We start from the raw sequence: 13,033 nt of genomic DNA, 5'->3' as shown, positions 1-13,033 counted from the left end.
AGGGCTGCCGCTGCTACAGGGGTTGTCTGTAAAGGTGCGCGTGGCCGGCGCGGTACAGCGCCGACTCGCCGAAACAGTCAGTGTCCAGCACCCGCCCGACCAGGATCAGCGCCGTGCGGCGGAAACCCTTGGCCGCTACCTTGGCTTCAATGTCCGCCAGGCTGCCGGTCACCCAATCCTGGTCCGGCCAGCTGGCCTTGTGGATCACGGCGATGGGGCAGTCGGCACCATAGTGGGGCAGCAACTCCAGCACGATTTTCGACAAATGCTGCACGCCCAAATGAATGGCCATGGTCGCGCCGTGGCGCGCCAGGTCGTGCAGGGCTTCGCCTTCAGGCATCGGCGACTTGTCGGCATAACGGGTCAGGATCACCGTCTGCGACACCCCCGGCAGCGTCAGCTCGGCGCCCAGCAGGGCAGCGCAGGCGGCAGTGGCGGTGACGCCAGGGATGATTTCGAAGGGAATGCCGCGTGCGCGCAGGCAACGGATCTGCTCGCCGATGGCGCCATACAGGCTCGGGTCGCCCGAATGCACCCGCGCCACGTCCTGGCCGCGGGCGTGGGCGGCGGCCAGCAGGTCGATGATCTGCTCCAGGTGCAGCTCGGCGCTGTTGACCACCTGTTCGGCCTGGTGGCCTTCGAGCACGGCGGCGGGCACCAGGGAGCCGGCGTAGATGATCACCGGGCACTGGCGGATCAGCCGCTGGCCCTTGACGGTGATCAGTTCCGGGTCGCCGGGGCCGGCGCCGATGAAGTAGACGGTCATGTGCAAATCCTGAAGAAAACGAATGCTGCTTGAGCGAAATTCAAGTGCGAGGCGGTGATTATCCGGGAATCGGGCCCGCTTGTGCCAATGCGAGGGTGGCCTTGGGGCTTTTTTGCCGGCTGACGCGCAGCTGGCTGCCGGGCCCGGCCAGTGCCAGCGCGGCGCTTTCGGCCACGCCGTGGCAGCCGGTGTGGCTGAAGGCGACGGCGGAGCGGTGGGTCAGCCGGGGCTCGAAAGGCGCGAGCTGCGCGGCGCTGAAAAGCGTCAATGGCACGTCCAGCGCCTGCGCCAGTTCCAGCAGCCCGGCCTCGTCGGCCTTCAGGTCAATGCTCGCCACGCCCGTCACGTCGCCGCGGCTCAGGCCGTGGTGGGCGAGGGTGGTGTCGAGCAGGTCGGCCAGCACGCTGGCGGGGCAGCCGCGCTGGCAGCCGAAGCCGGCGTAGAGGTCAGGCATGGGAGGCGTCCGCACATTGCAAGCCACCACTATACCCGTAGCCGCTGCCGCAGGTAGCGGCTACGGGGCGATGTTGACCTTCCCCCCCACACTGCGTAGCCTTGCACCTTCGAGGTTCTCCGCCACGCGGAGCCAAGATGGGAATGCGGTCCAAGCCGCAGCTGCCCCCGCAACTGTAAGCGGTGCGCGCCCCGGCAATGCCACTGCGTTCCACGCGGGAAGGCGCCAGGGTCGGCTTTCGAGCCCACGCCGCAAGCCAGGAGACCTGCCTCGACAGACTTCCACTACAACCGGGCGGGGTGATCCGGTGGCGAATGCACCCGCGTGCCCGGCACCCGCGGTTCTCGTCCCGTTTGCCCGCCATATTGCCAAGGGCATCCGATGAAAACACTGGCCAAGCTTCCCGTCACCATCGTCACCGGCTTCCTGGGCTCGGGCAAGACCACCTTGCTGCGCCACATGCTGGACAACGCCCAGGGCCGCCGCATCGCGGTCATCGTCAACGAATTCGGCGAGCTGGGCATCGACGGCGAAATCCTCAAGCAGTGCACCATCGGCTGCACCGAGGAAGAGGCCACCGGCCGCGTCTACGAACTGGCCAACGGCTGCCTGTGCTGCACCGTGCAGGAAGAATTCTTCCCGGTGATGCGCGAACTGGTGGCCCGCCGTGGCGACCTCGACCACATCCTCATCGAGACCAGCGGCCTGGCCCTGCCAAAACCGCTGGTGCAAGCCTTCCAGTGGCCGGAAATCCGCAGCGCCTGCACCGTCGACGCGGTGATCACCGTGGTCGACAGCCCGGCCGTGGCCGCCGGCACCTTCGCCGCCTTCCCGGACCAGGTCGACGCCCAGCGCAAGCTGGACCCCAACCTGGACCACGAATCGCCGCTGCACGAGCTGTTCGCCGACCAACTGGCCAGCGCCGACCTGGTGATCCTCAACAAGGCCGACCTGATCGAGCCCGAGGCCCTGGCCGCCGTGCGCCGCGAAGTGGCCGAGGAACTGCCGCCGGCGGTCAAGGTCATCGAAGCCAGCAGCGGCCGCCTGCCGCTGGACGTGCTGCTGGGCCTGGGCGCCGAGTCGGAAGAACACATCGACGGCCGCCTGACCCACCATGATCATCACCACGACGACGATGATCACGACGACCACGACCACGATGCCTTCGACTCCATCTCCATCGAGCTGCCCGAAGCGCCGGAAGCCCAGCTGCTCGACGCCCTGACCACCCTGGTGGTCAAGCACGGCATCCTGCGGGTCAAGGGCTTCGCGGCCATTCCGGGCAAGCCGATGCGCCTGCTGATCCAGGGCGTGGGCACCCGCTTCGACAAGCACTTCGACCGCGCCTGGCGCGCCGAAGAAGCGCGTAGCACGCGCCTGGTGCTGATCGGCCAGGAGCTGGACGCGGCCCTGCTGGAAAGCCAGCTGCGCGCTGCCCTGAACGGTTAAGCCATGCACCTGCTGAGAACCCAGCCCGGCGGTTTCGTGCCGGACGACAGCATCGCCGACCTGGGCCAGACACCGGCCGAGCTGGTGATTCTCTGCAGCGGTGACTCGCACCTGGCGCTGCTGGCCGAGGCCGCCCGGCAACTGCCGGACGACTTCCCCAGCCTGCGCCTGGCCAACCCCATGCAGGTACAGAACCACGCCTCCGTGGACCTGTACGTGGACGAGGTGTTGCGCCACGCCAAGGTCATCCTGATTTCCCTGCACGGCGGCATCGGCTACTGGCGCTACGGCGTCGAGCAGCTGGTGGCGCTGGCGGAACGCGGCGTGCAACTGATCCTGGTGCCCGGCGACGACCGCCCCGACCCCGAGCTCAGTGACCTGGGCACCGTGGGCCGCGAGGTGGGCGAACGCCTGTGGCACTTCCTGCGCCAGGGCGGCATGGGCAACGCGTTGTCGTTGTTCAACTGCCTGGCCAGCCAGTTTCTCGGTCGCGACTACGCTTGGGCAGAACCCCAGGCGCTGCCGCGCACCGCCATCTATCATCCGGCCCACCATGATGCCGGCCTGGCTCAGTGGCAGGCCGACTGGCAACCCGGCCAGGCTGTGGTGCCGCTGATTTTCTACCGCTCGCACCTGCAGGCGGCCAACACCGGTTTCGTCGACGTGTTCTGCCAGCGCCTGCTGGCGGCCGGCCTGAACCCGCTGCCCATGGCCGTGGCCAGCCTCAAGGAGGCCGGCTGCCTGAGCCAGGTGCAGGCCTGGATGGACGAAGTCGGCGCGGCGGTGATCCTCAACACCACCGGCTTTGCCCAGTCCAGCCCGGAAGCGCCGCACCTGCGGCCGTTCCGCCGCGACATCCCGGTGATCCAGGCCATCTGCGCCCAGGACAACCAACCCGGCTGGGAGGCCAGCGAGCAGGGCCTGGGCCCGCGCGACCTGGCCATGCACATCGCCCTGCCGGAGCTGGACGGGCGCATCATCAGCCGCCCCATCAGCTTCAAGGACCTGGCCTGGCGCAGCGAGCGCAGCCAGTCCGACGTGGTCTGCTACCGCGCGCACCCCGAGCGCATGGATTTCGTCGCCGAACTGGCGCGGCGCTGGGCCGAGCTGGCGCGCCTGCCCAACGGCCAGAAGCGCATCGCGCTGATTCTGGCCAACTACCCGACCCGCGACGGCCGCATCGGCAACGGCGTGGGCCTGGACACCCCGGCGGCGGCGCTGAACATCCTGCGTGCCCTGCACGTCGAGGGCTACCCAGTGCAGGGCCTGCCCGCCAGCGGCACGGCGCTGATCCAGCAGTTGCTGGGTGGCGTCAGCAACGACCTCGACAGCCTCGACCTGCGCCCCTGCGCCCAGAGCATGGCCATGGACGACTACCTGGCGGCGTTCGCGCGCCTGCCGCTGGCCAACCAGCAGGCGGTGCGCGAGCGTTGGGGCGAGCCAAGCGCCGACCCCATGTGCCGCAGCGGCCGCATGATGGTCGCCGGCCTGCGCTTTGGCCTGACCTTCGTCGGCATCCAGCCGGCTCGTGGCTACCAGCTGGACCCCAGCGCCGTGTACCACGACCCCGACCTGGTGCCGCCCCACGGCTACCTGGCGTTCTATTTCTGGCTGCGCCACGCCTATGGCGCCGACGCCGTGGTGCACGTGGGCAAGCACGGCAACCTGGAATGGCTGCCGGGCAAGGGCGTGGGCCTGTCGGAACACTGCTGGCCCGACGCGCTGCTGGGGCCGATGCCCAACGTCTACCCGTTCATCGTCAATGACCCGGGCGAGGGCGCCCAGGCCAAGCGCCGCACCCAGGCGGTGATCATCGACCACCTGATGCCACCGCTGACCCGTGCCGAAACCTATGGCCCGCTGCGCGACCTGGAGCGCCTGGCCGACGAATACTACGACGCCCAGCTGCTGGACCCGCGCCGCGCCCGCGAGCTGCAACGCGAGATCCTGGCGCTGGTGCGCGACGCGCAGATCGACCGCGAGCTGCAACTGGATGCCGGCTGGGACAGCGACGCCGACGCTGCGCTGTGGCTCCCGCGCCTGGACACCTACCTGTGCGACCTGAAGGAATCGCAGATCCGCGACGGCCTGCACATTTTCGGCGAGTCGCCCACCGGGCGCCTGCGCATCGACACCCTGGCGTCGCTGTTGCGCATCCCGCGTGGCGATGGCCGCGGCGCCCACGCCAGTCTGATCCGCACCCTCGGGCGGGCGCTGCAGCTGGGCTTCGACCCGCTGGACTGCAACCTTGGCGACAGCTGGGACGGCGCCCGACCGGCCTGCCTGCAGGCGGTCAGCGCGGACAGCTGGCGCACCGCCGGCGACACCCGCGAACGCCTGGAGCTGTATGCCGCGCAACTGATCGAACAGGCGCTGCACACGCCTGCCGCCACTGGTTGGGCTGACGTCGACCTGATTCTCGACGGCCTGCGCGACACCGTGGCGCCACGCCTGGACGCGTGCGGCCCGGCCGAGATCGGCGGCCTGCTGGCGGCCCTGGGCGGGCGCTTCGTGCCTGCTGGCGCCAGCGGCGCGCCCAGCCGGGGCCGCCTGGACGTGCTGCCCACCGGGCGCAACTTCTTCTCGGTGGACGTGCGCAACCTGCCCACCACCACCGCCTGGCGCATCGGTTTCGCCTCGGCCAACCTGATCCTCGAACGCCACCTGCAAGACCACGGCGACCACCTGCGCCAGTTGGGCCTGTCGGTGTGGGGCACGGCCACCATGCGCACCGGCGGCGACGATATCGCCCAGGCCATGGCGCTGATGGGCGTGCGCCCGGTGTGGGCCACTGGCAGCCAGCGCGTCGACGATTTCGAGATTCTGCCGCTGAGCCTGCTCGACCGCCCGCGGGTGGACGTGACCCTGCGGGTGTCGGGCTTCTTCCGCGACGCTTTCGCCAACCTGCTGCGCCTGTTCGACGCCGCCGTGCAGGCGGTGGCCGCGCTGGACGAACCGGACGACCTCAACCCGCTGGCGGCCAAGGTGCGCAGCGAGCAGCAGGCCCTGCTGGCCCAGGGCATCGACGCCGAACAGGCGCGCCGCGAAGCCGGCTGGCGCATTTTCGGCGCCAAGCCCGGCAGCTACGGCGCCGGTGTGCAGGGCGCCATCGACGGCCGCCTGTGGCAGACTCGCGAAGACCTGGCCGAGGCTTACCTGAACTGGGGCGGCTACGCCTACGGCGGCACCGACGACGGCACGCCGGCGCGGGCGCAGTTCGCCCAGCGCCTGGGCCAGGTGCAGGCCGTGGTGCAGAACCAGGACAACCGCGAGCACGACCTGCTCGATTCCAACGACTACTACCAGTTCCAGGGTGGCATGCTTGCCGCGGCCGAGACCCTGGGCGGCAAGGCTGCCGCCAGCTACCACGGCGACCACAGCCAGCCTGACCTGCCGCGCATTCGCACCTTGAAGGAAGAACTCAACCGCGTGGTGCGCGCCCGGGCGGTGAACCCCAAATGGATCGACGGCGCCAAGCGCCACGGTTATAAAGGAGCGTTCGAGCTGGCGGCGACGGTGGACAACCTGTTCGCCTTCGACGCCACCACCCATTTGATCGACGACCACCAGTACGCCTTGCTCGCCGATGCCTACGTGCTGGACGCCGACACCCGAGGTTTCATGCAGCAGCACAACCCCCATGCCCTGCGCGACATCACCGAGCGCCTGCTGGAGGCCCAGCAACGCGGCCTGTGGGGCGAGCCGGGCGACTACCGCCAGGCCCTGGAAGAACTGCTGCTGGATATAGAAGAAGATGCCTGACATGCGCGATACCCCGCATTTTCCCCTGGCCGCCGTGGTTGGCGCCGACTCGCTGAAACTGGCCCTGTGCCTGAGCGCCATCGACCCGAAGATCGGCGGCGTGCTGATTGAAGGCCCGCGCGGCATGGCCAAGAGCACTTTGGCCCGTGGCCTGGCCGACCTGCTCGCCAGCGGCCAGTTCGTCACCTTGCCCCTGGGCACCACCGAGGAACGCCTGGTGGGCACCCTGGACCTGGACGCGGCGCTGGGCGAGGGCCGCGCGCAGTTTTCCCCTGGCGTGCTGGCCAAGGCCGACGGCGGCGTGCTGTACGTGGACGAGGTCAACCTGCTGCCCGACCACCTGGTGGACCTGCTGCTGGACGTGGCGGCCAGCGGCGTCAACCGCGTGGAGCGCGACGGCATTTCCCACCGCCACAGCGCACGCTTCGTGCTGATCGGCACCATGAACCCGGAGGAGGGCGAACTGCGCCCGCAACTGCTCGACCGCTTCGGCCTCAACGTGGCCCTGGACGGCCAGCCGGCGCCAGAGGAGCGCAGCCAGATCATTCGTCGGCGCCTGGCGTTCGACGCCGACCCTTACGCGTTCTGTGACGAGTGGGCCAGCCGCCAGGACGCCCTGCGCCAGCGCTGCCAGCTGGCGCGGGAGGTGTTGGAGGAGGTGCCGCTGGACGACCAGGCGCTGGCCGTCATCACCGAACGCTGTTTCGCCGCCGGCGTCGACGGCATGCGCGCGGACCTGGTGTGGCTGCGCGCGGCACGGGCCCACGCCGCCTGGCGCGGGGCCCTGGGTATCGAGGCCATGGATATCGATGCAGTGGCCGAGTTCGCCCTGCGCCATCGCCGTCGCCAGCCCCCCGAGGCGCCCCAGGGCGAGCAGCCGCCGCCTGCCGGCGCGCAAGCGTCCCAGGCCGCCAGCGGCGAAGGCCAGTGGGGCGGCCTGCCGCCCCAGGCCACGCCCATGGGCGCGCGGCGTGACGTGCCGAGCTGGCCAAAAAAGCCCTGAGCATTCGCCCGCGCCCCGGGGCGGGTGCCAGACCCCAGGCCGGGCAGCAGCAGGGGCGCCGTGGCGCCGTGCGGGCTGCGGCTTTCGGCCGGGTGGACTGGGCCGCCACGCTGTTGCAGGGGCGGCCACGCAAGGCTGTCGACCTGCGCTGGCAGCAGCGCCGGGCCAGCGCCCATGAGCTGTGGCTGGTGGTCGTCGACGCCTCGGCGTCCACCCGCAAGCACCAGGCCCTGGCCGACGCCAAGGGCCTGCTGGCCGAGCTGTTCGACCAGGCCTACCGCCGCCGCGCGCGCCTGGCCCTGCTAACGGCCAGCGGCGAGCAGCCGCGCTGGCAGCGCCATGGCCTGAAAGCTTCCCAGGCCTTGCAGCCCTGGTTGCAGGCCCTGGGCGCTGGCGGCGGCACGCCGCTGGTGGCCGCGCTGGCCCAGGCGGGCGAGTTCCTCGCACGCCGGGCCAAGGCCTTCCCCCATGAGCAGCAGCGCTGCCTGGTGATCACTGATGGGCGTATCAAGCGCGCAGAGGGCATCGAGCCGCTGCCGTGCCCGGCGCTGCTGATCGATATGGAAAGGGGGGCGATTCGCCTGGGCCGTGCCGTTGAATTGGCGAAACAGCTAGGCGCGGAGTATCGACATATAGACAGTTTGCCAGGCACTTTATAAGTGCTGCGCTGTTATGCCGCAGGCAAGGCAACTCGGATTTTAATTAATTAGCCAGCTATCCGTAGTTGCCACTACTGCCACGGTGCAAAGTGCCACTTATTGTTGTGGCATGCTCCAGGGTTGCAGGTCGTAACCGTCCTGGCGCAGTTCGGCGCGTACTTCTTCGAGCAGGTGGGCCCATTGCGCAGGGTCCGAATAAGTGCTGCTCGGTACTTGCTTGCGACCAATGCTGTTGCGGGTGCGGTCTACCACGGTCAGGCTCAGTTCGCCGTTGCCATCCTGTGGGGCCCAGGCCACGCACTGGAAGGGTTCGAAGGCGTGGCCGGCAATCAGAAGTGCTTCGTTGACACGCAGTGGGGCGTTCATGGGGTCAGTCTCTCTAGTGTGCCCGAAAAAGTGTGCAGGGCGGCGGCAAGGTCATTACCGATTGCGTCTGCTTGTCTGTACTGATGCTGCCAACCGGGCAACAAGTCACACGCGGGCAGGAAAATGATCAAACTTTTTTGCTCATGGCCTTTTTAGCGTTCGTTTTGACGTTGAAAAATCAACGAAATTCCCGATCGTAAAAACGTGTAACAGTTTTGTAGACCAACGGTCCTTGGCACCGTCAAGTTAATTGCTACTGTTACAGACGGGGTCGCCAACTCGCTGTTTCTAATAACTTTTATATTATTGGCGCCAAGGAGCCGGTCATGCTCGATATGGCAAACACGCGACGCCTGCTAATTGTCGACCCTTGCGACGACTGCCATCAGTTGTTGCCCGGCCTGCGCACCGTGGGCTGGGAGGTGGACAGCTGCGAGCTTGACCAGGCCTGCGACCACCCTTGCGACGTGGGCTTGCTGCGCCTGCAACCCTTTCACCTGGAGCGCCCGGAGGCGGTCAAGGAGCTGATCAGCCGCAGCAACACCGAGTGGATCGCGGTGCTCAACCAGGACGTGCTGCGCATGCAGAACGTCGGTGATTTTGTCTGCGAGTGGTTCTTCGACTTCCATACCCTGCCGTTCGACGTGTCGCGGGTGCAGGTCACCCTGGGCCGCGCATTCGGCATGGCGCGCCTGCGCGGGCAGGGCGCGGTGCACGTCAACCAGCCCGAGCACGAACTGCTGGGCGACAGCCGCCCGATCCGCGACCTGCGCAAGCTGCTGAGCAAGCTGGCGCCCACCGAGTCGCCGGTGTTGATCCGCGGCGAGAGCGGCACCGGCAAGGAGCTGGTGGCGCGCACCCTGCACCGCCAGTCCCAGCGCCATGCCAAGCCGTTCGTGGCGATCAACTGCGGGGCGATTCCCGAGCACCTGATCCAGTCGGAGCTGTTCGGCCACGAGAAGGGCGCGTTCACCGGCGCCCACCAGCGCAAGGTCGGGCGCATCGAGGCGGCCAACGGCGGCACGCTGTTCCTCGATGAAATCGGCGACCTGCCGCTGGAACTGCAGGCGAACTTGCTGCGCTTCCTGCAGGAAAAACACATCGAACGGGTGGGCGGCAGCCAGCCCATCGCCGTGGACGTGCGGGTGCTGGCGGCGACCCACGTCAACCTGGAGTCGGCCATCAGTGCCGGGCGTTTCCGCGAAGACCTGTACTACCGTCTGAACGTGTTGCAGGTGGTGACTGCGCCGCTGCGCGAGCGCCATGGCGACCTGGCGATGCTGGCCAACCACTTCGCCCATTTCTACAGCCAGGAAACCGGCCGGCGGCCGCGCAGCTTCAGCGAGGACGCGCTGATTGCCATGGGCAAGCATGACTGGCCGGGCAACGTGCGCGAGCTGGCCAACCGCGTGCGCCGTGGGTTGGTGCTGGCCGAGGGGCGGCAGATCGAGGCCCAGGACCTGGGGTTGGCCAGCCAGACCGCGGTGGTGGTGCCCATGGGCACGCTGGAGGACTACAAGCACCGTGCCGAGCGGCAGGCCTTGTGCGACGTGCTGAACCGCCATTCCGACAACCTCAGCATTGCCGCGCGGGTGCTGGGCATCTCGCGGCCGACGTTTTACCGGTTGCTGCACAAGCACCAGATTCGTTGAGTGTGCCGGGACGCGGCCTGTGGCCGCTGCTACGGGGTTTCGTAGCAGCGGCTACAGGCCGCGTCCATTACCATCAGAAGTAATACGGGAATTTCAGGCTGAAGGTGAAGTCCGGCGCGTCATCGGTCATGCCGATGGACAGGTTCGGCACGATGGTCAGCGCATCGGTGGCCGCGATGGTCATGCCGATGTTGAAGTACCCGGCGTTGGCGTCGCTGGACGGCACGCCCTGCCAGTCGCCACCGTCCTGCTTGATCTTGGCGCGGCGCTGGATCAGGTCGGACAGCGAGAACGACATGCTCATCTTCTCGTTCAAGGCGAACGCCACGCCCATGCCTACCTGGAAGCTGTCGCCCAGGTCCACCTTGCCGCCGATGCTGGTGCCGACGTTGGGGTCGATGTCGCCGAAGCTGTTCACGAAGTTGTGGGTGTAGGAGAAGCTGCCGAACAGCACGGCCGGGTCGAAGCTCTTGATCAGCGAGATGCCCGGGGTGACCGACCACATGCCGTTGCCGGTGGGCAGTGAGTCTGGCACGGCAAGGTTGTCGTTGTTCGCCGATTTTACCAGTTTGATGCCGTATGGGTCCTTGCCGGTAGGTGCTTTCACCCGCACGCTGAATACCGCGTCGGGGCGGTAGGGGCCCTCGTCCATGAATTTGTAGGCGACGCCGGCGTTGATGTCGCCGATGGTGGGGTCGCGGCTGACCGATTCCTGGGAGATGGCAGTGGTGGAACCGCCTGCGCCTGCGGACTGGAAGGTGGAATCGCGGTAGATGACCGGCACGTTGACGTCGAACTGCCAGCGGTTGTTGATGTTGTAGCGGCCGGTCACGTCCAGGGTCCAGCTGTCGGCCTTGATGCGGTCGATGTTGATGTTGCCGAGGAAGATCGAGTCCAGGGCCAGGAAGCCGTTGAGCACCAGTTGCCGGGTGTCGTAGTGCGAATAGGTGATGCCGGTCTCGAGGCTGAACTTGCCGCCGCCGAAGAAGCCGGTGTTCTCATCGTACAGGTTGTTGACGCTCTGGGCCGGCGTGGAGTCGTCCTTGAGCGACTGGCCGTACGACGCGCCGCCTGCGGCACCACCACTGCTGGTGCCCGGGGCGCCGGTGGCGATGGTCTGGGCCTTGCTGGGCTCGGCCGGCGACTTGCTCAGGCGCTTGGGCGGTGGCGTGCCGGGGGTTTCCTCGACCTGCTTGACCCGTTGTTCCAGCACCATCAGTGCCTGTTGCTGTTGATCGTAACGTTGCTTGAGTTGCAGCAGTTCTGCCTTGAGTTCCTCGACCTGGGGGTCGGGGGCTGCCTGCAAAAGCGTTGCGGGAAGCAGAGCGCTTAAGCAGACAACCGCATTGAACGAAAACGATCGTTGCATGGTGAGCCGTCCCTGTTGACTGCATTATTTTGAGACGAAGCGTAGTCCAGATTTTCATGCAGCGTAGGTCAGTACCCCATGTTACGCAGGCCTCTGAGCTGGCTCAGGCCCGAGTCGATATTGCCGCTGGCGGGCACGTTGTTACGCATCACCACGTTGAGCTGGGTCAGGTTGCTGACCTGGTTGGAGCCCCCCAGCAGGGTAGTCAGTTGCGACAGGCCGCCCTGGCCCAGGGCTTGGCTGGTGGTGCCCTGGTTGTTGTTGGCCTGGATCGACATCTGCACGCCGCTGCCATTGCTGGCCACGGTCAGGCTGCCCGCCCCATTGGTGCCGGTAATGGTGCTGCCCGGGGCCAGGACCTGCCCTTGCGGCGCCGCCGGGGTCGGGGCGGCGCTCGCTTGGGAGACGTTGATGTCGACGTTGTTGTAGGCGCTGTTGTTATCGCCTGCGGCGCGCACCGACTGGGTCACGCCCTGGGTGGTGGTCAGGCCGGCGCCCCCGGTGACAATGCCGGTGCCGGGGTTCTGCGCCAGGTCAGCGGTGCCGCTGCCCTTGCTATTGAAGGTTTGCACGTAGAACTGCGGGGTGATGGTGGTGGACTGCACCTGCATGTTCGCCCGTGCGCCCAGCATGTCGCCGTTGGCGTTCTGCCAGGTGGTGGACATCACCACGCCGAAGCTGATGATGCGCCCGGGCATGACAAAGCGGCCGCGCAAGGTGGAAAGCTCGGAGTCCTTGACCTCTATCGGTTGGAATGCCGGCGCGGCGTGCACCGGCACACTGGCAGCCAGGCACACGGCCAGCAGCCACTGTTGAGTATTCATCGGGTGCTCCTGGAGCTTCATGCCCCTATTTATTTAGAAGAAATCACTCTGGATGAAGCCGAAGTCCATGAGATCCGCGTCTTGCACGGGCTTGAACTGATCCAGCTGGCCCTTGGCGGTCAGTGGCACGGGCGGGGTGAGCAAGGTGTTGGTCTTGTCGTAGCCCTGGCCAATGACGGCGAAAATGATCCCGTTCCAGCCTTTCACGAAGTCTTCACGGGCGTAGCGCTTGTGGCCCAGCACCGGGTCGCCGACGTAGACCCAGTCGCGTTGCACGCGCTGCATCACAACGAAATGCTTGTAGCCACGAATGTCCATCAGCACCACGACGGGAATGTTGACCTTGTCCAGGCTGTCGGCGGGTATGCGGTAGCCACGGGCACGCATGCCGATGCTTTCCACATACTTCTTCATGTCCAGCATGGAGAAGCCCTGCACCTTGACGGTGTCCTGGTCGGAATGGGCCAGCATGCCTTCGATCACCTGTTTCTCGTCGACGTCCAGCCAGTAGGCTTGGCGCAGGACCGTGGCCAGCGCGGCGGCGCCGCAACTGAAGTCGGTCTTCTGCTGGACCAGGTCGGAAAAGTGCCGCTCACGCATGCTCTGGATCGACTTGTGAATCACCGTACCGCCAGGCAGGGCGGGTATGGACATGTTCGAGGCCCAGGCAGGGCCAGCCAACAGCAGCAGTGTCAGGAGGGCAGAAGTGCGCATGGTCGAGTCGCCTTG

At 67.1% G+C, this 13,033-nt stretch carries 11 protein-coding genes and 1 riboswitch; of the genes, 5 read left to right on the top strand and 6 right to left on the bottom strand.

All coding sequences use genetic code 11. The annotated features are described in order from the left end of the window. Positions 1-13: 13 nt before the first annotated feature. Positions 14-766 carry a precorrin-4 C(11)-methyltransferase gene (gene cobM / locus ACWKWX_RS13320; protein WP_473003325.1) on the bottom strand — a complete coding sequence of 251 codons (753 nt, stop codon included), beginning with the start codon at positions 764-766 and terminating at the stop codon, positions 14-16. Between the two features lie 58 nt (positions 767-824). After that, the gene (locus ACWKWX_RS13315) at positions 825-1,220 is read right to left on the bottom strand and encodes a cobalamin biosynthesis protein (RefSeq protein WP_483827974.1); all 396 of its coding nucleotides are present in this window, start codon (positions 1,218-1,220) and stop codon (positions 825-827) included. A 95-nt stretch (positions 1,221-1,315) separates the two neighbouring features. Beyond that, positions 1,316-1,507: riboswitch (cobalamin riboswitch) on the top strand. A 94-nt stretch (positions 1,508-1,601) separates the two neighbouring features. On the opposite strand from ACWKWX_RS13315, the gene cobW reads away from it, so the two are divergent. The 4 genes from cobW to ACWKWX_RS13295 are packed head-to-tail and all read left to right on the top strand — an operon-like array spanning position 1,602 to position 8,093. After that, positions 1,602-2,669: a cobalamin biosynthesis protein CobW gene (gene cobW, locus ACWKWX_RS13310; protein ID WP_416425408.1), complete on the top strand. Its 1,068-nt coding sequence runs from the start codon at positions 1,602-1,604 to the stop codon at positions 2,667-2,669. Positions 2,670-2,672: 3 nt separating this feature from the next. Then, positions 2,673-6,431, top strand: coding sequence for a cobaltochelatase subunit CobN (cobN, locus tag ACWKWX_RS13305; protein WP_483827973.1), 3,759 nt, complete (start codon positions 2,673-2,675; stop codon positions 6,429-6,431). A 1-nt stretch (position 6,432) separates the two neighbouring features. Further along, positions 6,433-7,434 (top strand): magnesium chelatase ATPase subunit I, encoded by a 1,002-nt coding sequence (locus ACWKWX_RS13300; RefSeq protein WP_483827972.1) that lies wholly within the window; start codon positions 6,433-6,435, stop codon positions 7,432-7,434. Next, the gene (locus ACWKWX_RS13295) at positions 7,416-8,093 is read left to right on the top strand and encodes a vWA domain-containing protein (protein WP_483828091.1); all 678 of its coding nucleotides are present in this window, start codon (positions 7,416-7,418) and stop codon (positions 8,091-8,093) included. The genes ACWKWX_RS13300 and ACWKWX_RS13295 overlap by 19 nt, the downstream gene beginning before the upstream one ends. A 96-nt stretch (positions 8,094-8,189) precedes the next feature. Here ACWKWX_RS13295 and ACWKWX_RS13290 read toward each other — a convergent pair whose 3' ends face one another. After that, on the bottom strand, positions 8,190-8,459 hold the full coding sequence (locus ACWKWX_RS13290; RefSeq protein ID WP_416425405.1) for a hypothetical protein: 270 nt from the start codon (positions 8,457-8,459) through the stop codon (positions 8,190-8,192). Between the two features lie 326 nt (positions 8,460-8,785). On the opposite strand from ACWKWX_RS13290, the gene ACWKWX_RS13285 reads away from it, so the two are divergent. Further along, on the top strand, positions 8,786-10,111 hold the full coding sequence (locus ACWKWX_RS13285) for a sigma-54 dependent transcriptional regulator (protein ID WP_416425404.1): 1,326 nt from the start codon (positions 8,786-8,788) through the stop codon (positions 10,109-10,111). A gap of 73 nt (positions 10,112-10,184) precedes the next feature. Here the strand turns inward: ACWKWX_RS13285 and ACWKWX_RS13280 are convergent, their stop codons facing one another. From ACWKWX_RS13280 to ACWKWX_RS13270, 3 genes are all read right to left on the bottom strand, one after another. Beyond that, positions 10,185-11,480, bottom strand: coding sequence for a coiled-coil domain-containing protein (locus ACWKWX_RS13280; protein ID WP_416425403.1), 1,296 nt, complete (start codon positions 11,478-11,480; stop codon positions 10,185-10,187). 68 nt (positions 11,481-11,548) lie between these two features. Then, a complete protein-coding gene (locus ACWKWX_RS13275) occupies positions 11,549-12,304 on the bottom strand; it encodes a hypothetical protein (protein WP_473003319.1) in 756 nt (251 codons plus the stop codon). A 33-nt stretch (positions 12,305-12,337) separates the two neighbouring features. Next, complete coding sequence (locus ACWKWX_RS13270; RefSeq protein ID WP_416425401.1) at positions 12,338-13,018, bottom strand: C39 family peptidase; 681 nt, start codon at positions 13,016-13,018, stop codon at positions 12,338-12,340. Between the last annotated feature and the right edge of the window lie 15 nt (positions 13,019-13,033).

The organism is Pseudomonas imperatae, assembly GCF_057128625.1.
This window is presented reverse-complemented; position numbering and strand designations above follow the sequence as displayed.